Below are 21,234 nucleotides of genomic sequence, written 5' to 3'. Positions count from 1 at the left end.
TTCCTTGCTCGCAAGGGGGGCGGTTGCTAGGCTAGCGAACCCCTCGCGCCCCCATTTGACGGCCTATCCCTCGATGTTCAAGAAGTTTCGCGGCATGTTTTCCAACGACCTGTCCATCGACCTGGGCACGGCCAACACTCTCATCTACGTCCGCGGCCAGGGCATCGTCCTGAACGAACCATCGGTGGTAGCAGTCCGCCAGGACCGCCTGATCGGCGGCAACCGCACGGTCGCGGCGGTCGGCAGCGAGGCCAAGATGATGCTCGGGCGCACCCCGGGGCACATCACCACGATCCGCCCGATGAAGGACGGCGTCATCGCCGACTTCACCTACACCGAGGAAATGCTCAAGCATTTCATCCGCAAGGTGCACAAGTCGCGCTTCCTGCGCCCGAGCCCGCGCGTGCTGGTGTGCGTGCCCTGCGGCTCGACCCAGGTCGAGCGCCGCGCCATCAAGGAATCGGCCGAAGAGGCCGGTGCGCGTGAGGTTTACCTGATCGAAGAGCCCATGGCGGCCGCGATCGGCGCCGGCATGCCGGTCACCGAGGCACGCGGCTCGATGGTCGTCGACATCGGCGGCGGCACCACCGAGGTCGCAGTCATCGCCCTGAACGGCATCGTCTACTCGGCTTCGGTCCGCATCGGCGGCGACCGTTTCGACGAGTCGATCATCAGCTACGTGCGCCGCACCTACGGCACGCTGATCGGCGAAGCCACCTCCGAGCGCATCAAGATCGAGATCGGCTGCGCCTACCCGCAGACCAAGGCGGCCTCGATCGAGGTCTCCGGCCGCAACCTCGCCGAGGGCGTGCCGAAGATGATCACGATCAACTCCAACGAGGTCCTCGAGGCCCTGCGCGAGCCGCTGGCCGGCATCGTCTCGGCGATCAAGCTGGCGCTGGAGCAGACCCCGCCGGAACTGTGCGCCGACGTCGCCGAGCGCGGCATCGTGCTGACCGGTGGCGGCGCCCTGCTGCGCGACCTGGACCGCCTGATCAGCGAGGAGACGGGCCTGCACGTGCAGGTCGCCGACGATCCGCTGACCTGCGTCGCCCGTGGCGGTGGCCGCGCGCTGGAGCTGGTCGACATGCATGGCAATGAGTTCTTCGCGCCGGAGTAAGCACGGCGCGAATGGGGAAACAACGAGGCCGGATGGCTGCGGTTTACGCGGCATCCGGCCCGCGCATTTCAGGTTTCTTGACCGGTTCTCGCCCAGGGGCATGCGGGAAACGGGTAAAACAGTGCTCCACCCTCCCATTCCCACTTCTGTCGACCCAGCCCTCCTGTGCCTTCCTACGCCGGTCCTCCCACCGCTGCCCGCACGGGTGATGTCGCCGGTACGTTGAAGTTGCTGGCCTATCTGGCCCTGGCGGTGATCCTGATCATGCTCGACCACCGCGGTGGCTGGCTGAGTCAGGTGCGTCGCCAGGCGACGCTGCTGGTGCAGCCGCTGTGGATGGTCGCCGGCTGGCCCGGGCAGATGGTCGAACGCATCAGCGACGACGCCGGCACGCTCAGCCAGCTGACTGCCGAGAACCGCCGCCTGCGCAACGACCTGATGCTGAACCAGGCGCGGATGGCACGGCTGCAGACGCTGGCGGCCGACAATGCCCGCCTGCGCGGCCTGCTCGACGCCGCCGAGCGCGGCAAACTCGACGTGGTGCTGTCGCCGGTGCTCGACATCGACCTCGACCCGACCCGCCAGCGCCTGGTGCTCGACGCCGGCAGCCGCGACGGCGTCCAGGTCGGACAGAGCGTGATCGACGCAGGCGGCCTGCTTGGGCAGATCATTGCGGTAACGCCGATGTACGCCAATGTGCTGCTGTTGACCGATCCTTCGCATGCCGTCCCGGTGGCGGTGGCGCGCAACGGCGTGCGCCTGGTGGTCTACGGCGAAGGCCGCAGCGACCTGTTGCGCGTGCCGAGCGTGCCGTTGTCGAGCGACATCAAGGTCGGCGATGTACTGGTGACCTCCGGCCTGGGCGGACGTTTCGCCCCGGGCTTCCCGGTCGGCACGATCGCCTCGCTGCGTCCCGACGACAGCCGCGCCTTCCTGATCGGTGAAGTCACTCCCGCCGCGCAGCTCGACCGCGGCCGCGAAGTGCTGGTGCTGCTGAACCAGCCCAGCCCGCTTCCCGGCGCGACCGCATTCAACGCGACTACCTCGCCGGCGATGAGCGCGCCCTCGGGTGCCGCCATCGCGATCGGGCAGGGCACTACCGCATTGCCGGGCGCAGCCGCCACCCCGCAAGCCGCGCCGGCAACGACGCCGGCCAAGCCCGGCACGCAAGCGCCGGCATCGACGCCAGCCAAGCCCAACGCGCAGGCGCCGGCTGCCACCAAGCCGCCCGCGCAACCCGCCGCACCGACGGAGCCGCGCCGATGACCCGCGTCCGTCCGCAATGGGTATTGCCGCTGAGCCTGGTCGTGGCACTGATCCTGGGCCTGCTGCCGCTGCCGCCTACCCTGCAGCCGCTGCGTCCCTACTGGCTGGCGCTGGTGCTGGCCTACTGGGTGATCGAGGATCCCGACCACATCGGCCTGGGCGTGGCCTTCCTCATCGGCCTGGCCGGTGACCTGGTCTACGGCGGCCTGTTCGGCGAACAGGCGCTGCGGCTGGTGGTCATGGCCTACATCCTGCAGCGCTTCCGTGCGCGCCTGCGCTTCTTCCCGATGTCGCAGCAGGCCCTCGCCATCGGCGGCCTGCTGCTCAACGACCGCATCGTCACCGCCGCGATCCACATCGCGGTCGGCGAGCCGACGATGCCGGCCTCGTCCTGGCTGGCGCCGCTGGCCGGCATGCTGCTGTGGCCGCTGTTGTTCGTGGGCCTGGACTCGCTGCGACTGGGCCGCTGGCGGGGGCGTTGACGATGGGTCCGCGTCGTCGCGTCCTCAAGAACGCCGCAGCCGAAGCCAACCAGTTCCGTCTGCGCTCCGCCATCGCCTTCACCTGCGTGTTGCTGGCGCTGGCCGGCCTGGGGCTGTGGTACTTCCGCCTGCAGGTGTGGCAGCACGCCGACTATGCGACGCGCTCGGAAGCCAACCGCATCAAGCTGCGGCCGGTGGTGCCCGGCCGCGGGCTGATCCTCGACCGCAAGGGCCGCGTGCTGGCCGACAACGTGCCGGCGTACCGCATCGAAGTGACGCCGTTCGAAGCTGGCAAGACCGAAACCTGGATGCCAGAGCTGGCCAAGGTCATCGCGCTGACGCCCGAGGACATCGCCCGCTTCGAGGACGAGCGCCGTGCCACCCGCGGCTTCAAGCCGATCACGCTGAAGCTGCGCGTCAGCGAGGAAGAGGCCGCGCGCTTCGCCGTCGACCGCTGGCGTTATCCCGGCATCGACCTGGTGTCCTACCTCAATCGCCGTTACATGTACGGCGACCTGTTCTCGCACGTGATCGGCTACGTCGCGCGCATCGACGCCGACGACCTCAAGGCCCTTGGCGAGGGCGGCGCGGCGCTGACCCACATCGGCAAGACCGGGCTGGAGCGCTATTACGAAGAAGCGTTGCGCGGCAAGGTCGGCTACGAGCAGATCGAGACCAACGTCGACGGCCGGCCGATGCGCCAGGTTGGCCACGTGCCAGCGACGCCCGGCGCGGACCTGCGCCTGAGCATCGACCTGGACCTGCAGCAGGCGATGGTCACCGCCTTCGGCGACATGGACGGTTCGGCCGTTGCGCTCGATCCGCGCACCGGCGCGGTGCTGGGCATGGTCAGCCTGCCGGGCTACGACCCCAACCTGTTCGTCAACGGCATCTCCAACGTCGACTACCGCGCGCTGATGGACAACCCGTCGCGGCCGATGTTCAACCGCAACGTGCTCGGCGGCGGCCCGCCGGGTTCGACGGTGAAGCCGCTGATCGCACTGGCCGGCCTCGACAGTGGCCTGCGCCGCCCCGAGGACAAGGTGTTCTCGACCGGCACGTTCTATATCCCCGGCCAGCGCCGAGGATGGCGCGATGCCCACGGCGGCGCCGGCTGGACCGACCTGCGCAAGTCGATCGCCGCGTCGGTGAACTTCTACTACTACAAGCTCGCCTACGACATGGGCATCGAGCGCTTCGACCAGTACATGCGCAAGTATGGATTCGGCGAACCGACCGGCATCGACCTGCTCGGCGAGAAGTCGGGCGTGGTGCCGTCGCCGGAATGGAAGCGCAAGCGCAGCAAGGAGCCGTGGTACGCCGGCGAGACCGTCAACGCCGGCATCGGCCAGGGCTACTGGATCGCCACGGTGCTGCAGCTCGCGCGCGGCACCGCGGCCATCGCCAATGGCGGCGACCTGGTCCGCCCGCACATCGTCGCCGACCGCCGCGACGGCTACCTGGCGCCGTGGGCGCCGCTGCAGCAGCCCAAGCCTGCGCGCATCACCGACAACGCCAGCAACCTGCGCGCGGTGCAGGAAGGAATGATGGCAACGATGGGCCCCGGCGGCACCGGCCGCGCGATGGCCGTGGGCGCGCCTTACCTGATGGCCGGCAAGACCGGCACGGCGCAGAAGATAAGCCGCAAGGGCAACATCAGCTTCGATCCGCATTCGTTGCCGTACCACCTGCGCCACCAGGCGCTGTTCGTCGGCTACGCGCCGGCTGACAACCCGACCATTGTCGTGGCGATCTCGGTCGAGCACGGCGGCTTCGGCGGCAGCACGGCCGCGCCGATCGCGCGCAAGATCTTCGATGCCTGGCTGCTGGGCAAGATGCCCGAGCCGGTGCCGACCGATCCCAAGCACCTGCGTCCGCCGCAACCGGTCGCGGAACTGCCGGCCGACACCATCGGCGCGACGGCGGCCGTGCCCGTGGCAGTAATGCCCACGGCGGCAGCGCCCCAGGGCGCGGTGCCCGCCGCAGTGCCCGTCCCGGTGCCGCCAACTTCCACCCCGGCAACCGCCAAGAGGGACGCAGGTCCGATCCGATGAGACAGATCCTGCGCCTCTTGTTCGACCTGCTCGTGCGCTTCATGCGCACGCTCGACCTGCCGTTGCTCGGCGCCATCCTCGCCCTGATGGTGATCGGCCTGGCCGTGCTCTACAGCGCCGCCGACCACGCCATCGGCCTGGTCGTCCGCCAGGGCGCTTTCTTCGTCGCCGGCCTGGGCATGATGTGGGTGCTGTCGCGCATTCCGCCGAACCAGCTGCGCAACTGGACGCCGATGGTCTTCGGGCTGTCGCTGATACCGCTGATGCTGGTGCTGCTGATCGGCACCGGCAAGCACGGACGCCACTGGATCAACCTGGGCGTGGTCTACGTGCAACCGGCGGAGCTGCTCAAGCTGAGCCTGCCGATGATGGTGGCCTGGTACCTCGACCGGCAGTCGCTGCCGCCGCGGTTCCGCACCGTGCTGATCGCCGGCGTGCTGATCGCGGTGCCGACCGGCCTGATCCTGATGCAGCCGGACTTCGGCACGGCGATGCTGGTCGCCGTCAGTGGCGCGTTTGCGCTGTACCTGGCCGGGCTGCCGTGGTGGTGGTTCGGCATGGCCTTCGGCGCGGTCGCGGCGATCGCACCGGTGGCGTGGTTCTGGTTGCTGCGGCCGTACCAGCAGAACCGCATCCTGACCTTCCTCAATCCCGAGTCCGACCCGCTGGGCACCGGCTGGAACATCATCCAGTCGAAGATCGCCATCGGTGCCGGCGGCCTCACCGGCAAGGGCTGGGGGCAGGGCTCGCAGTCGCACCTGAACTACCTGCCCGAGCACACCACCGACTTCATCTTCGCCGTGCTCAGCGAGGAGTTCGGCTGGGTCGGCGTGGCCACCGTGCTGGCCTTGTACCTGTTCGTGATCGGCCGCTGCCTGTGGATCGCCGCCGAGGCCCGCGATGGCTACTCGCGCCTGATCGCCGGCGCCCTTGGCCTGGCGTTCTGCGTCTACGTGATCGTCAACGGCGGCATGATCTCGGGCCTGTTGCCGGTGGTGGGCGTGCCGATGCCGCTGCTGAGCTATGGCGGCACATCGGCGGTGTCGCTGCTGGCGGGGCTGGGGGTGGTGATGGCGGTGCGGGCGCATCGGCCGGTGTACGCGCGCTGAGCCCTCTTTCCCATTCAGGGGCCTGAACCTGACTCCCGGTTCAGTGACCCCTGAACACACGGTTTTGACCTTCTTAAGTGCGTGCTACCCTCGCGGCGATGACCCGACGCCACACTCTCCGTAGCGCCGTGATCAGCGCGCTCCTGTTCGCGTTGGCCGGCTGCGCCACCCAAGCTTCGGCGCCAGCTCCCCAACAAACTCCCGCCAAACCCGCTGCCCCGGCCACTTCGGTCCCGGGTACGCCGGCGTTGCCCGAGCCGCACGAGCGCAAGGCCCTGCCGGAGGCGCGTGCCGCCTTCGTGCGCGACACCGCCGCCCAGTACGGCATCGACCCGGCCTACATCGAGTCGGTCCTGGACCGCGCCGAGATCCGCGACAGCATCATCGCCGCGATGTCCAGGCCGGCCGAAGCCAAGCCGTGGCGCGACTACCGGCCGATCTTCATCGTCCAGTCGCGCATCGACGGCGGCCGTGCCTTCCTCGCCGAGCACCGCGCTGAACTCGAACGCGCCCAGGCGCAGTACGGCGTGCCGGCGGAAGTGATCGTGTCGATCATTGGCGTGGAAACCAACTTCGGCAGGAACACCGGCAGCTATCCGGTGCTCGATGCGCTTTACACGCTGGCCTTTGCCTATCCCCGCACCGGCGATCCGGCCAAGGCCGACCGCGAGAATCGGCGCGAGGCCTTCTTCCGCGGCGAACTGGGCCAGCTGTTCGCGCTTGGCAAGGAAACCGGCTTCGATATCACCGCGCTCAAGGGCAGCTATGCCGGCGCGATGGGGTGGGGGCAGTTCATGCCGTCGAGCTATCGCGAGTTTGCCGTCGACGGCAACGGTGACGGCAAGCGCGACCTGTTCAACGACCTCGACGACGTCTTCGCCTCGATCGCCAACTACTTCGCCAAGAAGGGCGGCTGGGTGCGCGGCGGGCCGGTCACGGTGCGCGCCAATGCCGCCGTCGATGCCAAGCCCATCGAGCCGGAGAACCTCGATCCGGTCTATTCGATGGACGACCTGGCCGTGCGCGGTTTTCGTCCGATGACGCCGGTGCCGCCGGGCCAGACCGCCACGGTCGTCAGGCTCGACGGTGTGGACGGGCCGGAGTACTGGTTCGGCTTCCGCAACTACTACGCAATCACCCGCTACAACATCTCCAAGCATTACGCGATGGCGGTGTACCAGCTGAGCGAGCTCATCGCCGGCCGCGCCAACGAATCCGTCGCCACCACTGCCGCTGTCGTCGTCCCGCCCTCGCCATGAGGTCCACGGCCATGCATCGCAGCCTTGTCCGTTCAACGCTCGGCGCCATGCTGGCGTTGGGCCTGGTTGCCTGTGCCAGCGCGCCGAAGAAGTCCGTTTCCCAGCCCGCGGGCATCCCCGACAAGGGCGGCGTTCAGCACAGCAAGCTGCCTGACGGAAAGGGCAAGAAGAAGTCGCCGTACGCGCCGGCGCAGGAAGATCCGCGCACGCGTGGCAACTACACGGCCGGCGGCCTGTACAAGCCGGGCGTGTCCGACAGCACGCCTGACCACGTGCCCGATGTCGATGCGATACCCGAGCCGGAAGTGACCAGCGAGCCGCGCTCGGCGGTCGGCAACCGTGCGACGTATACGGTGCTGGGCAAGCAGTACAAAGTGCTCAATAGCACCAAGGGCTACGTCGAGAAGGGCACAGCGTCCTACTACGGCCAGAAATTCCACGGCCGTCGCACCTCCAACATGGAGGTGTACGACATGTACGCCTTCACCGCCGCGCACAAGACGCTGCCGCTGCCGAGCTTCGCCCGCGTCACCAACCTCGACAACGGCAAGTCGGTGGTGGTGCGGGTCAACGACCGCGGCCCGTTCCACGAAGGGCGGGTCATCGACCTGAGTTACGCCGCTGCGGTCAAGCTGGGCATCACGGCGCGCGGCACCGGCCGCGTCGAAGTCCGCGCACTGCAGCCGGGTGACGACGACCGGCCCGTGCTCGCATCGACACCCGCCCCCGCGCCGTCCCGGCCGGCCGCGGACGCGAAGCCCACGCCGATCGACCGCCTGATTGCCGCCATGCCCGTCGCCAATGCCAGCGCCGGCGTGCTTCCGCCGGGCGCGCTGCCGCCGGGCGTGCGCATCGCCACCGGCAAGCCGACCACGCTGGCCGGCGCCTTTGCCGCCGCCCGTGGCGAGGCCGCCCCGCAGCCTGCCGCACCGACGCCTGCCGCCAATGGCGACGGCGTGGTCCTGCAGGTCGCCAGTTTCACCGCCCGTGCCAATGCCGACCGCGCGCTGACGACGCTGCGCCAGGCCGGCATCGACACCGCACAGATCAGCGACGCCAGCGCCAATGGCCAGACCATCTGGCGCCTGCGCGTGGGCCCGCTCCAGGCCGCGCAGGCACCGGAACTTGCGGCCCGCATCGCCGGTCTTGGCTTCGGCCAGCCCCAGCGCGTCCGCGACTGAAGCGTGCGCGAACTAGAATTCCACCCCTCAGACACTGGCCGGCACGTCGCCGGCCTCCGGAGCAGTTGAGACAATGAAAGTACCCGCTCTTGCCAGAGCCGCCGCACTGGCCGCGGTCACCACGCTGGTGACCGGCCTCGCCATCGCCCAGGCGCCGACGCCGCAGCCTGCCGCGCCCGCGCTGCCGGCCGCCAGTGATTCGCTGCCGGTGCCGCCGCCGCCTCAGATCACCGCCAGCGCGTGGGTGCTGATGGACGCCGCCAGCGGCAACATCCTGGCCGGCGAGAACTACGACCAGCGCGTCGAGCCGGCCAGCATCACCAAGGTCATGACCAGCTATGTCATTGCCGCCGAACTCGCCGCCGGCAAGGTCAAGGACACCGACCAGGTGATGATGAGCGAAAACGCCTGGCGCACCGGCGGCGCCGGCACCGACGGCAGCTACTCCGGCTTCGAGGTCAACAAGACCGCGCCGCTGGTGCAGATGGAAAAGGGCATGGTGGTGCAGTCCGGCAACGATGCCGCGATCGCCCTGGCCGAACACGTTGCCGGCTCTACCGACGCCTTCGCCGCGCTGATGAACCAGTACGCCGCGCGCATCGGCATGAAGGGCTCGCACTTCGTCAATCCGCACGGCCTGTCGGCCGAAGGCCATTACTCGACCGCGCACGACCTGGCCCTGCTCGGCCGCGCCCTGATCCACGATTACCCGGTCGCGTACTCGTACAACAAGATCAAGGAATTCACGGTCGGCCCGATCACCCAGCCCAACCGCAACCTGCTGTTGTGGCGTGATCCCTCGGTCGACGGCATCAAGACCGGCCACCATTCCGGCGCCGGCTACTGCCTGATGGCCTCGGCCATGCGTGGCGACCAGCGCCTGATCTCGGTGGTGATGGGTTCGAGCAGCGAGAACCAGCGTGCCGTCGATTCGCAGGCGCTGTTGAACTGGGGCTTCCGCTTCTTCGAAACGCACAAGCTCTACGACGTCGGCAAGCAGATCGCCAAGCAGAAGGTGTGGAAGGGCGCCGCCGACGAAGTCCAGCTCGGCGTCGCCGAGCCGCTGCTGGTGACCGTGCCGCGCGGCAAGTACAACCAGCTCAAGCCGATGATGGACGTGCCCAAGACCCTGGTCGCACCGATCGCCAAGGGCCAGAAGATTGGCACCGTGAAGGTGATGCTGGACGGCAAGGTGATCTCGCAGCGTCCGCTGGTGGCGATCAACGCCGTCGAGCAGGGCGGCTTCTTCAAGCGCCTGTGGGACGAGTTGTGGATGTGGTGGGAGTCGGAGTGATCCGACGCCGGATTCAAACGGCCTGACCACAGCATGAGAAGCCGGCGAAAGCCGGCTTCTTCGTTTTCGACTCGCCTTGATCACCGTCATCGCGGCGAACGCCGGGATCCAGGCCCTCGCCCCATCCGCCATGCCAACGTCATCCCGGCGAATGCCGGGATCCATTTGCTCCTGCCCCCAGCGCCAAAACCAACGTCCCTGGATCCCCGCCTTCGCGGGGATGACGGGGAGGGGCGGAAGGCCTCCGTACCGTGGTCAAGGACCGCAGCGTTGCACGCTCAGACTTGGGTTCGCCGATCCCCGGACCCATAATCGCCCCCATGGAAATCAAATCCGACAACCCCGACCACGGCTTCCAGTTCCCCGGCACCTTCGAGCTCAGCGCCATGGGCGCGGCCGAGAAGGACCTGGAGACGGTGCTGCCGACGTTGCTGCTGGACGCCGGCATCGAAGTCGTCAACGAATCGGTCAGCTGGAAGCACTCCAGCAACGGCCGCTTCGTGTCGGTGCGCATCAGCTTCCGTGCCGAGAGTCGCGAGCAGTACGACCTGGCGCATGCGGTGCTGCGGGAGCATCCGGAAGTGAAGTGGACGCTCTGAGCGACGTGGACGTTCCGGCGGCTGGAACCCATCCCCTCCCCGGCCCTCCCCTTGAAGGGGAGGGGGCTATGTCTTCGGCTGTTTTGAGGGATCTGGGGCGGCGTGCCTATGAGCCCGTCTGGCGGGCCATGCAGGCCTTCACCGACGAGCGCACCGCCGACACGCCCGACGAGTTGTGGCTGGTCGAGCACGATCCGGTGTTCACCCTCGGCCAGGCCGGCAAGGACGAGCACGTGCTGTTTGCCGGCGACATCCCGGTGCTGCACGTCGATCGCGGCGGCCAGGTGACCTACCACGGCCCCGGCCAGATCGTCCTGTACCCGCTGCTGGACCTGAAGCGGCTCAAGGTCGGCGTCAAGGAATACGTCCACCGCATCGAGCAGGCGATGATCGACACCCTGGCCGACTGGAACATCCACGCCGAGCGCCGCGAAGGCGCCCCGGGGGTGTACGTGAACGGGGCCAAGATCGGCGCGCTCGGCATCCGCGTGCGCCGCGGCTGCACCTTCCACGGCCTGGCCTTCAACATCGCCATGGACTTGGAACCCTTCGCGCGCATCAACCCGTGCGGCTACCAGGGGCTGAAAGTGACCTCGATGCTAGACTTGGGCGGCCCTTCGGGGCTGGACGCAGTCAAGCCGGTGCTCATCGGCCACGTCGCCCGCCAGTTCGGCCTGCAGGTCGAGCCCGCCGCTCCATCACCGTGATTTGCCCGCCCCCATGACCGACTCCACTGCCAAGTCCATCCCGCTCGCCATGGTCGGCGGCACTGCCGTGCCCGAGACCCTGCAACCGGGAGTGAAGCAGGTGGCGGGCGACAAGATCGCGCGCTCGCCGGTGCAGTTCGCCGATGCGCCGGTGCTGCGCAAGCCGTCGTGGATCCGCGTGCGCATCCCGTCGGGCAACTCGGTGCAGCAGCTCAAGGCCAAGCTGCGCGAGAACCGCCTGGTCACGGTGTGCGAGGAAGCCAGCTGCCCGAACATCCACGAGTGCTTCAGCCACGGCACCGCGACCTTCATGATCCTCGGCGAGGTCTGCACCCGCCGCTGCAGCTTCTGCGACGTCGCCCACGGCCGGCCCAAGCCGCCCGATGCCGGCGAGCCGCTGAGCCTGGCCACCACCGTCGCCGACATGGGACTGAAGTACGTGGTGGTCACCAGTGTCGACCGCGACGACCTGCGCGACGGCGGTGCCCAGCACTTCGTCGACTGCATCGCGGCCATCCGCGACCACAGCCCCAAGACCCGCATCGAGGTCCTCACGCCCGACTTCCGCGGCAAGGGCCGCATGGAGCGCGCGCTGGAGATCCTGGCCACCAATCCGCCGGACGTGTTCAACCACAACGTCGAGACCGTGCCGGACCTGTACCGCAACGTCCGCCCCGGTGCCGACTACCAGTGGTCGCTGACGTTGCTGCAGAAGTTCAAGGCGCAGCACCCGAACGTGGCCACCAAGAGCGGCATCATGCTCGGCCTGGGCGAGACCATGGAGCAGGTGCAGGCCACCCTACGCGACCTGCGCGCGCATGACGTCGACATGATCACCATCGGCCAGTACCTGCAGCCCAGTGCCCACCACCACCCGGTGCTGCGCTACTGGACGCCGGAAGAGTTCAAGGAACTCGAGGTCTTCGGCATGGCGCTGGGTTTCACCCACGTCGCCTCCGGCCCGCTGGTGCGCTCGTCCTATCACGCCGACCGTTCGGCGATCGAAGCCGGCGTCGTCGCGGCCAACTGAGCAATCCGATCGAGCCCCCGCGCCGCCTCGTCGGCGTCACCTGTCTTTGACCGGCAAACCTGCAGCGTGGGTGGGTGCCGGCTTGCCCAACGCCCGTGTAACGCCACCCGTCGCCCAGCTGAACGTTTCTGGATGAACGGGCGTTTGTGCATGCCATGGCACGGTTTTTCCCACCCGCGGTGGGGTGACAGCCGCTGCAACTTTCGGCACTGTGGGGCTGTCGAACACCGGTCCATGCTGTCGGTTCATATGCTGTCCTGCGTCCGACACCCCCCGCACCAAAGATCAGGCCGCCAGCGGCCGCGAGTCCCGCGATGAATGCCAAGACCACGTTATTCGCTTTCCTGCTGACCACACCGCTGGCATTGCTCGCGCAGTCCTCCGATGGCGTCGACAAGAAGACCACCCAGGTCGAATTGCCGCAGCACGAGAAGCCGAGCCTGATCAAGTCGATGGAACCGTCGCCGCTGCCGCGCGCGCCGACCGCCGACCAGACCACCGCCGCCAAGCTTGTGTACGGCCTGCTGTCCGACAGCCGCTACGCCTATCGCCCGGTGGCGCTTGACGACACGCTGTCGGCCGACATCTACAAGCGCTACCTGGAGTCGCTCGACGGCGGCAAGCAGTTCCTGACCGCGCAGGACGTCGCAAGGTTCGACGTCTACAAGCTGAAGTTCGACGACGCCATCAAGAGTGGCGACCTCGATCCGGCCTACGCGATCTTCGCCACCTACAAGCAGCGCGTCGACCAGCGCGTGACTTACGCGCGCAACCTGCTCAAGCAGGACATGTTCGACTTCACCGGCAACGACCGCTACGAGTACGACCGCGAGGACGCACCGTGGGCCACCGATGCCGCCGCGCTCGACACGTTGTGGAAGCAGTCGGTGCGCAATGACTACCTGCGCCTGAAGCTGGCCGGCAAGAAGCCCGACGACATCCGCAAGACGCTCGACAAGCGCTACGCCAACATGGGCAAGTCGATCGCCGAGCTCAAGGGTGAGGACGTCTTCCAGACCTTCCTCAACAGCTACGCCAATTCGGTCGATCCGCACACCGACTACTTCACCCCGAAGACCGCCGACAACTTCAACGTGTCGATGTCGCTCTCGCTTGAAGGCATCGGCGCGGTGCTGCAGAAGCAGGACGACGTGGTCGCGATCCGCGAGATCGTGCCCGGCGGTCCGGCCGGCAAGTCCAACAAGCTCAAGCCCGGTGACCGCGTCGTCGGCGTCGGCCAGGGCGAAAGCGGGGCGATGGAGGACGTGATCGGCTGGCGCATCGACGATGTCGTCGCCAAGATCCGCGGCGCCAAGGGCACCAAGGTGCGCCTGGATGTCATCCCGGCCGAATCCACCCTCGACAGCCAGCCGCAGCGCATCGTGCTGGTGCGCGACAAGGTGCGCCTGGAAGACCAGGCCGCCAAGTCCAAGGTCATCACCATTCCCGCCGTCAACGGCGCGCCGCAGCAGCGTATCGGCGTGATCGAGCTGCCGGGCTTCTACCAGGACTTCGAAGGCCGTCGCAAGAACAGCGCCGACTACGCTTCGGCCACGCGTGACGTCGCCAAGCTGCTGACCAAGCTGCGCGAGGAGAAGGTCGAAGGCGTCGTGCTCGACCTGCGCAACAACGGTGGCGGCTCGCTCAACGAAGCCATCGAACTGACCGGACTGTTCATCGACCGTGGCCCGGTCGTGCAGGTGCGCGAGTCCGGCGGCCGCGTCAGCGTCGAAGGCGACAGCGACAGCGGCATTGCCTGGGAAGGTCCGCTCGCGGTACTGATCAACCGTGGCTCGGCCTCGGCGTCGGAGATCTTCGCCGGCGCGATCCAGGACTACGGTCGTGGCCTGGTCATCGGTGAAACCAGCTTCGGCAAGGGCACGGTGCAGAACCTGGTCGACCTTGACCGCTGGCCGGCCAATGAAGAAGCGCGCTTTGGCCAGGTCAAGCTGACCATCGCCCAGTTCTTCCGCGTCAGCGGCGGTTCGACGCAGAACAAGGGCGTGGTGCCGGACATCTCGTTCCCGGTGTCGGTCGACGCCAGCGAGTACGGCGAAAGCACCTACGACAACGCGCTGCCGTGGACCCGCATCTCGGCGGTGCCGCACACCGCGTACGGCAACTTCGCGCCGCTCCTGCCCAAGCTTGAAACGCTGCATGGCTCGCGCATCGCCAAGGACAAGGAGTTCCAGTGGTGGTCCGACGACGTCAACGAGTTCCGCGAGGAGCGCGCCAAGAAGTGGGTGAGCCTCAACGAGGCCGAGCGCCGCAGCGAGCGTGACCGCGACGACAACAAGCGCAAGCAGCGCCAGGAAGAGCGCAAGGCGCTGGGCCTGGACCTGGATCCGCTGGCCGACGATTACAACGACGACGGCCTGTCGGCGAACGAGCGCGACATCGCCAAGGATGCCGAGCGCGAGAAGCTTGCCGAGAACCGTCCGGACCCGCTGCTGCGTGAATCGGCGGCGATCCTGGCCGACGCGGTGCACCTGCTCAACAACGACCGCCAGCTCTCCGCGCTGGTGCTGCCGACGGCGACGACGGCGGGGCACTGGGCGGACTGACGTCCGTCCCCTCTTCCTGGCCGCATTCGCGGCCTGTCCCTCTCCCACAAGGGGAGAGGGTTTCCTTCTCCCCTCGTGGGAGAGGGTGGCCCGGAGGGCCGGAAGAGGGGCGCGGCGAAGCCGCGCAGCCTGCAAGAATCGGATAGCGGGCGCCTCAAGGCGCCCGTTACGCTTTGGCCCATGAACACAGCCCGCCAACTCCGCGACAAGCTCGACCACGCCCGGCAACTGCTCGACGCCGGCGAACCGACGCTGACCGACCTGGCTGCCACCGTCGGCCTGAGCGCCTCGCACCTGCAGCGCCAGTTCGGCGCGCGCTTCGGCCTCAGTCCGGCCGAATACCTGGCGCAGCGCAAGCTCGGCACGCTCAAGGTGGCACTGCGCGAAGGCAACGACGTCAGTGCCGCTCTGTACGACGCAGGCTACGGCTCACCGTCGCGCGTGTACGAAGGTGGTGCCGCGAAGCTGGGCATGACACCCGCTCGCTACCGCGCAGGCGGCGCCGGCGAGCAGATCCGCTGGAGCATCGCCGCGACAGCGCTCGGGCAGGCCCTGGTGGCGACCACCGAACGCGGCGTGTGCATGATCGAACTGGGCGAGGATGCCGGCGCCCTGGAAGCCCGCCTGCACGAGGAGTTTCCGCAGGCGCAGCTCGAGCGCGTCGATGCCGGCCGCGACGAGTTCCTCGCGCCGCGGCTGCACTCGGTCGCCGACGCGTTGGCCGGCAAGCAGGCGCAGGTGCCGGTCGACCTGATCGGCACCGCGTTCCAGAAGAAGGTGTGGGACGCGCTGATGAAGATCCCGCGCGGCGAGACTCGCAGCTATGCAGAGGTCGCGCTTGCGATCGGACAACCCAGTGCCACGCGCGCGGTTGCCAGTGCCTGCGCCGGCAATCACCTGGCGATCGTGGTGCCGTGCCATCGCGTGATTCGCGGCGATGGATCGCTGGGCGGCTATCGCTGGGGCTTGCCGATGAAGCAGAAGGTGCTGGCGCGCGAGAAGGCCGCGTAGCTGCGCCCCCTCTCCCTGGCCGCATGCGCGGCCTGTCCCTCTCCCACAAGGGGAGAGGGGACCCTTCTCCCCTTGTGGGAGAAGGTGGCCCGAAGGGCCGGAAGAGGGGACGCTCTTGATCTACTTGCGCCGTCGTACCGGCGCCCGCGTCGGCACATGCAGCCCAGACTTCACCACGTCGAACACCATCCGCGTCTCGTAGCGCTTGATGTTGCCCTCGTCCATGAACAAGCGGTCCGCCACCTCGCGGCAATGCGCCACGCCCGTGGTCGACAGGATCACCAGGTAGTCCCATTCGCCCGCCAGCGTGTAGCACTGCTGCACTTCCGGTGCGGCGCGCATGCGGGCATGGAACGCGGCGTGCAGCTTTGCCGACTCGCGCTCCATCGCGACCAGCACGGTCGCCAGCGTCGTCCCGAGCTGCCTGGGGTCGAGCACCGCGATCTGCCGCAGCAGGCCGCTCTTGCGATAGCGGGTGAGCCGCCGCTGCACGGCGCTGGCCGACAGCCCCACCGCTTCGCCAAGCGCGGTCAGCGTCACCGAGGCATCGCGCTGCAGCAGCTCCAGCAGGCGATGGTCGAATTCGTCCAGCATCGGTGCCTCGCAAAATTTTTGCGTTTCTGCGCACGATATATCAATCCGATGGCGGCCGCTGCCGTTACGATTCCAGCTATCCGAACGTTTCCAGCACCGGTGGTGCGGCGTCCCGGCCGTCGATGACGACCCGGAGCGCCGCCCGCGCGGTGCCGGCGGCGTCGGCCGGGTCGGCCGCCAGAACATTGACCCCGCAGCACGTCAAGCACGCCCCATTCCCCACCCCACGTGGAATCCGCATGAGCACCGCTGCACCCACCGCCGACCGCGCCGCTCCCGGCGGGCTGGCCGTCGCCTTTGCCCTGGCCTCGGTCTACATCCTCTGGGGCTCGACTTACCTCGCAATTCGTTTTGCGCTGGAAAGCTACCCGCCGTTCCTGCTCGGCGCCGGGCGCATGTTCCTGGCCGGCGCGATCATGTTCGCCGTGCTGCGCTGGCGCGGCGTGCCCAAGCCGACCGGCAAGCAGTGGCGCACGCTGTGGGTGCTGTCGATCTGGATGGTGCTGCTGTCCAACGGCCTGGTGAACCTGGCCGAGACCGAAGTCGGCTCCGGCCTGGCAGCCATCGCAGTGGCATCGATGCCGCTGTTCGCGGGCGTGTTCGCGATGCTGCGCGGTCGCCATCCCTCGAAGATCGAATGGGTCGGCCTGATCATCGGCTTCCTCGGCGTGCTCTGGCTCAATGCCGGCGGAGAGCTGTCGTCGTCGACGCTCGGCCTGGTGTGCCTGGTGATCGCGCCGATCGCGTGGGCCTGGGGTTCGATCTGGAGCCGCGACCAGGACCTGCCGCAACCGTTCATGTCGGCCGCCGGGCAGATGCTCACCGGCAGCGTGTGGATGCTGATCGCCGCGGTGCTGCATGGCGAACGCATGACCGCGATGCCCAGCGCCAGCGCGACCACTGCGCTGCTATACCTGGTCGTCGCGGGTTCGATCTTCGGCTTCACCGCCTACATCTGGCTGCTGCACCACGTGCGGCCGGCGTTGGCGACCAGCTATGCCTACGTCAATCCGCCGATCGCGGTGCTGTTCGGCGCGCTGATCGGCGGCGAGCACTTCACCGCGCATGACCTGGGCGCGATGGCGGTGATCCTGGTCGGCGTGGTGATCATCACGCTGGCAAAGGCGCGCGCTGGCAAGCAAGTGCAACCGGCCGTGGCGGCTCCGACCGAGCCGGCGGCATGAGCGACCACGCTTCCGTGCGCGGCGGCCTCTGGGTCGCTGCTGCGTCATTCGTCCTCTGGGGCCTGATGCCGCTGTACTGGCATCTGCTCAAGGTGGTGCCGTCGCTGCAGATCGTCATGCATCGCATCGTCTGGAGCGCGCTGCTGGTGGCGGCGTGGCTGGTCTGGAAGCAGGGCCGCGGCTGGTTGCGCGCGACCCTGGCGCGGCCGCGCGCAGCGTGGATGCTGGCGCTCAGCGGCACGCTGATCGCGTTCAACTGGGGCCTGTACGTGTGGGCGGTCAATGCCGGCCACGTGGTCGAGAGCAGCCTGGGCTACTTCATCAACCCGCTGGTCAGCGTGCTGTTCGGCGTGGTGTTCCTGCACGAGCGGCTCAACCGCGTGCAATGGCTGTCGGTGGCGCTGGCGGCGACCGGCGTGGCGTGGCTGACCTGGCAGTACGGCCAGCCGCCGTGGATCGCCATTGGCCTGGCACTGTCATTCGCGTTGTACGGGCTGATCCGCAAGCTGGTCGCGGTGGATTCGGTCAACGGACTGGGCGTGGAGAGCGTGTACCTGTTCGTGCCGGCGCTGCTGGTGCTGCTGTGGAGCGAGACGCACGGCACCGGCCACTTCGCCAGCGGCTGGGGCCTGGGCGTGGATGCGCTGCTGGTCTTCTGCGGCGTGCTGACCGCGCTGCCATTGATAGGTTTCGCCTTCGCGGTGCGGCGCGTGCCGCTGTCGGTGGTCGGCCTCATGCAGTACATCGCCCCGACCATCCAGTTCCTGCTCGGCGTGCTGGTCTTCGGTGAAGCATTCGACCGCGATCGCGCCACCGGCTTCATCTTCATCTGGGTGGCGCTGGCGATCTTCGCGATCGATGGAATGCTGCGGGCGAGACGTGCGACCTTGGCGGCGGCTGCCGCCTGACACAGCGAGGGAATCACACGGGCCGCGCTATCCGGCCCGTTCTCTTTTTTGCGGTGGCTAGTGTAGGGAGGGGGTGGGGTGTATTCCGCGAACCTCCGCTTCGCTCCGTTTACTGTTCGCGAAATACACCCCACCCCCTCCTTCCGGAAGCTTCTGCTGTTTTATTGACGTGGGCTGTTGGCGAGAGCGCAGAGACCGCGTGATGCATTTGCAACGGTCGGACTCGCACTATGCCGGCCCTGGACGGGGTCCGTGCCTCGCTCATTCGCACGTCTGCTCGGTGAGCTCGGTCCCGGACGCCCTTCCGCAGAAGCAAGCCCCAAAGAGAACAGGGGCGCCGAAGCGCCCCTGCCTTTTTCGTCTCGGTGCATTGCCGCCTTACGCCGCGCGCAACGCCTCGGTCACCGGCAACCGCGCCGCGCGCAGTGCCGGGAACAGGCCGCCGACCAGGCCGATGCCGAGCGCCCACTTCAGGCCGTTCCACAGTAGCTCGGGCGAAACCTTGAACTGGAACATCACCTGGCTGAAGTTGTTGCCCAGTGTGGACACGCTGTAGCCGTTGAAGATCAGCCACGCGATCGCGCCGCCGACCAGGCCGCCCAGCAGCGCCAGCAGCATCGTCTCCAGCATCACCGCCACCACCACCGGCAGGCCGCGGAAGCCAATCGCCCGCATCGTCGCGATCTCGCGCGCACGACCGGCCACCGCCGCGTACATGGTGTTCAACGCGCCGAACACCGCGCCCACCGCCATGATGCCGCCGATGATCGTGCCGAGGATCTTGAGGAACTTGCTCAGGCCTTCGGACTGCTTGGCGTAGTAGTGGCGCGTGGTGTCGACGTCGAGCTTCAGGCGCGGATCGGCGGCCATGGCGGCCTTGAGCTTCTTGAAGCCATCCTTGCCGTCGAGCTTGGCGGTCACCGACTGGAACGCGTTGCGGCGATAGGTCGCGCCGAGCGTGTCGGCATCGGCCCACAGTTCCGAATCGTGCGAGTCGCCGGAGGCGAACACGCCGACCACCGTCCACACCTGGTTGGCGAGCTCAAGCTGCTTGCCGACGTCGAGGTTGACGTACTGCTTCTTCGCGCCCTGGCCGACGACCAGCTCACGCATGCCGGGGTTGAACTTGCGGCCTTCGATGATCTTCACCTGCGGCCGCAGCGTCCATGCCGCCTCGCCGACACCACGCAGCTGCGCGTTGGCATCGGTGTGGTCGGCCTTGGTCACCATGTTCACCACTTGCGACAGTTCCGGCGACAGCGCCGGGCGACCATCGGGTCCCTTGGCGATGCCGGCCAGCGAGCTGATCAGCGGCACCTGGTCGCGGGTGATCACCGAGTTGGTCTCGGCCTGCGAACCACCGCGCAGGATGATCGCGGTCTGGTCGTTGCCGGTCTGCTTGAGCGTGGCCTCGAAGCCGGCGCCCATCGCCAGCATCGCCACCAGCACGCCGACCACGCCGGCGATGCCGACCACGATCACCGCCGACGGACCCCAGCGCTGCGGCAGGCTGGCAATGCCGATCTTCGCCGCCTCCAGCGCCAGTCGACCGGTGCGCGTCAGCAGCAGCCACAGCACCAGCGCCACCAGCACCGCCAGCACGCCGTACCAGGGCAGCATCGTCCAGGCCACCAGGCCTGCGATCAGTGCCAGCACCACACCCAGATTGCCCAGCCATTTCTTCATGCGGCTCATGTGTGGTCTCCCTTATCGGCCCGCGAGGGCGTCGACAATGTTGAGGCGCATCGCGCGCAGGGCCGGCAGCAGGCCGACGCCAATGCCGATCGCCAGCATCAGGCCGATACCGAGCAGCCAGGTAGCGCTGGGCATGTGCGGCAGCTGGATCAGCCCCATGCTGGCCGCGCTCACCGCCGGCATCACGATCGCCGCGATGCCCAGGCCGATCAGGCCGCCGAGCACCACCAGCAGCGTCGCCTCGGCCAGCACCAGCCACAGCACGCTGCGGTTGGAGAAACCGATCGTCTTGAGCACCGCCAGTTCCGGGATGCGCTCACGCACCGCCTGCGCCATGGTGTTGCCGGTCAGCAGCACGAGGGTGAAGAACACCGCGCCCATGATCGAGGTGACGATCAGTCCGATGTCGCCGATCTGCTTGAACAAGGCCTGGTTGAACGCCTGCTCGGTCTGGGTCTTGGTTTCGTGGTCGGAGTTGTCCGACAGCGCATCGATCGCACGCGCGACCTGCGTGGACTGGTTGGCGTTGGCCAGGTCGACCACGTACCAGTGCACCTGGCCCTTGCTGAAGTCGTTGGCCTCGTCGAAGTACTTCCAGTTGAACATCAGCTGCTTTTCTTCACCCTTGCGGCTGTTGTCGGCGAGCTTGAAGATGCCGACCAGCTTGAACTCCCAGTTGTTGCTGCCCTTGGTCGGGAAGATCGTCGCCTGCAGCGGGATGGTGTCGCCGATCTTCCAGCCGTGCAGCTTGGCCAGCGCCTCGCCGACGATGGCGCCGTTGCGCGTGGCGTAGAACGCCTTCAGCTGGTCGGGCGGGATGATGTACTCCGGGTACAGCTCGATGTAGCCCGGGCCAACGGAGAAGTTGGGGAAGAAGTTCTTCGGGTCCTGGTAGATGCCACCGAACCAGGTCGCGTACGAGGCCTTGGCCACGCCGGGAACCTGTTCGATCTGCGTCTGCAGGCGGTACGGCAGCGACTGGGTGATCGACAGCTTGGAGGTGACGATCAGGCGGTCGTAGCCGGCGACGTTGGCGCTGGAGTTGAAGGCCACGCGCACCGAGTCGAGCATCCCGAACAGCAGGAATGCGGTGATCACCGACAACAACGTCAGGAACGTGCGGGTCTTGCTGCGGAACAGCGCGGCCCAGATCAGGTGCAGGTATTTCATGATGCCT

18 protein-coding genes are annotated in these 21,234 nt (G+C 67.7%); 15 read left to right on the top strand and 3 right to left on the bottom strand.

Features of this window, described 5'->3' with window-relative positions; all coding sequences use genetic code 11:
* Positions 1–73 precede the first annotated feature (73 nt).
* The 13 genes from AC3A3Q_RS03695 (at position 74) to AC3A3Q_RS03635 (ending at position 15,676) form a co-directional block, all read left to right on the top strand.
* Positions 74–1,120 (top strand): rod shape-determining protein, encoded by a 1,047-nt coding sequence (locus AC3A3Q_RS03695; RefSeq protein WP_158732703.1) that lies wholly within the window; start codon positions 74–76, stop codon positions 1,118–1,120.
* Positions 1,121–1,285: 165 nt separating this feature from the next.
* Positions 1,286–2,386 (top strand): rod shape-determining protein MreC, encoded by a 1,101-nt coding sequence (gene mreC, locus AC3A3Q_RS03690; RefSeq protein WP_487584949.1) that lies wholly within the window; start codon positions 1,286–1,288, stop codon positions 2,384–2,386.
* Positions 2,383–2,868: a rod shape-determining protein MreD gene (mreD, locus tag AC3A3Q_RS03685; protein WP_200607324.1), complete on the top strand. Its 486-nt coding sequence runs from the start codon at positions 2,383–2,385 to the stop codon at positions 2,866–2,868. The genes mreC and mreD overlap by 4 nt, the downstream gene beginning before the upstream one ends.
* A gap of 2 nt (positions 2,869–2,870) precedes the next feature.
* Positions 2,871–4,922 carry a penicillin-binding protein 2 gene (gene mrdA, locus AC3A3Q_RS03680; protein ID WP_487584948.1) on the top strand — a complete coding sequence of 684 codons (2,052 nt, stop codon included), beginning with the start codon at positions 2,871–2,873 and terminating at the stop codon, positions 4,920–4,922.
* A complete protein-coding gene (gene rodA / locus AC3A3Q_RS03675; protein ID WP_487584947.1) occupies positions 4,919–6,031 on the top strand; it encodes a rod shape-determining protein RodA in 1,113 nt (370 codons plus the stop codon). Before mrdA ends, rodA begins: the two co-directional genes overlap by 4 nt.
* A gap of 98 nt (positions 6,032–6,129) precedes the next feature.
* Entirely contained in the window at positions 6,130–7,290 is a 1,161-nt protein-coding gene (mltB, locus tag AC3A3Q_RS03670) for a lytic murein transglycosylase B (protein WP_487584946.1), read from the top strand.
* 11 nt (positions 7,291–7,301) lie between these two features.
* Entirely contained in the window at positions 7,302–8,471 is a 1,170-nt protein-coding gene (locus tag AC3A3Q_RS03665; RefSeq protein ID WP_487584945.1) for a septal ring lytic transglycosylase RlpA family protein, read from the top strand.
* Between the two features lie 73 nt (positions 8,472–8,544).
* Positions 8,545–9,765 carry a D-alanyl-D-alanine carboxypeptidase family protein gene (locus AC3A3Q_RS03660; protein ID WP_487584944.1) on the top strand — a complete coding sequence of 407 codons (1,221 nt, stop codon included), beginning with the start codon at positions 8,545–8,547 and terminating at the stop codon, positions 9,763–9,765.
* A 320-nt stretch (positions 9,766–10,085) separates the two neighbouring features.
* Positions 10,086–10,364: a DUF493 family protein gene (locus tag AC3A3Q_RS03655; protein ID WP_200607315.1), complete on the top strand. Its 279-nt coding sequence runs from the start codon at positions 10,086–10,088 to the stop codon at positions 10,362–10,364.
* A 68-nt stretch (positions 10,365–10,432) separates the two neighbouring features.
* Positions 10,433–11,071: a lipoyl(octanoyl) transferase LipB gene (lipB, locus tag AC3A3Q_RS03650; RefSeq protein WP_487584943.1), complete on the top strand. Its 639-nt coding sequence runs from the start codon at positions 10,433–10,435 to the stop codon at positions 11,069–11,071.
* 13 nt (positions 11,072–11,084) lie between these two features.
* On the top strand, positions 11,085–12,101 hold the full coding sequence (gene lipA, locus AC3A3Q_RS03645; protein WP_487584942.1) for a lipoyl synthase: 1,017 nt from the start codon (positions 11,085–11,087) through the stop codon (positions 12,099–12,101).
* Positions 12,102–12,415: 314 nt separating this feature from the next.
* Positions 12,416–14,665: a carboxy terminal-processing peptidase gene (locus tag AC3A3Q_RS03640; RefSeq protein WP_487584941.1), complete on the top strand. Its 2,250-nt coding sequence runs from the start codon at positions 12,416–12,418 to the stop codon at positions 14,663–14,665.
* Positions 14,666–14,845: 180 nt separating this feature from the next.
* On the top strand, positions 14,846–15,676 hold the full coding sequence (locus AC3A3Q_RS03635; protein WP_487584940.1) for a methylated-DNA--[protein]-cysteine S-methyltransferase: 831 nt from the start codon (positions 14,846–14,848) through the stop codon (positions 15,674–15,676).
* Positions 15,677–15,796: 120 nt separating this feature from the next.
* Here the strand turns inward: AC3A3Q_RS03635 and AC3A3Q_RS03630 are convergent, their stop codons facing one another.
* Positions 15,797–16,270: an Lrp/AsnC family transcriptional regulator gene (locus AC3A3Q_RS03630; protein ID WP_199253186.1), complete on the bottom strand. Its 474-nt coding sequence runs from the start codon at positions 16,268–16,270 to the stop codon at positions 15,797–15,799.
* Between the two features lie 239 nt (positions 16,271–16,509).
* On the opposite strand from AC3A3Q_RS03630, the gene yedA reads away from it, so the two are divergent.
* Positions 16,510–17,454 (top strand): drug/metabolite exporter YedA, encoded by a 945-nt coding sequence (yedA, locus tag AC3A3Q_RS03625; RefSeq protein ID WP_487584939.1) that lies wholly within the window; start codon positions 16,510–16,512, stop codon positions 17,452–17,454.
* On the top strand, positions 17,451–18,362 hold the full coding sequence (gene rarD, locus AC3A3Q_RS03620; RefSeq protein ID WP_487584938.1) for an EamA family transporter RarD: 912 nt from the start codon (positions 17,451–17,453) through the stop codon (positions 18,360–18,362). Before yedA ends, rarD begins: the two co-directional genes overlap by 4 nt.
* Positions 18,363–18,740: 378 nt before the next feature.
* Here the strand turns inward: rarD and AC3A3Q_RS03615 are convergent, their stop codons facing one another.
* Together AC3A3Q_RS03615 and AC3A3Q_RS03610 are read right to left on the bottom strand one after the other, a co-directional pair.
* Positions 18,741–20,057, bottom strand: coding sequence for an ABC transporter permease (locus AC3A3Q_RS03615; RefSeq protein ID WP_487584937.1), 1,317 nt, complete (start codon positions 20,055–20,057; stop codon positions 18,741–18,743).
* A gap of 12 nt (positions 20,058–20,069) precedes the next feature.
* Positions 20,070–21,227 carry an ABC transporter permease gene (locus AC3A3Q_RS03610; RefSeq protein WP_487584936.1) on the bottom strand — a complete coding sequence of 386 codons (1,158 nt, stop codon included), beginning with the start codon at positions 21,225–21,227 and terminating at the stop codon, positions 20,070–20,072.
* Positions 21,228–21,234: the final 7 nt, after the last annotated feature.

The organism is Lysobacter sp. Soil_C_59, from assembly GCF_057656415.1.
This window is presented reverse-complemented; position numbering and strand designations above follow the sequence as displayed.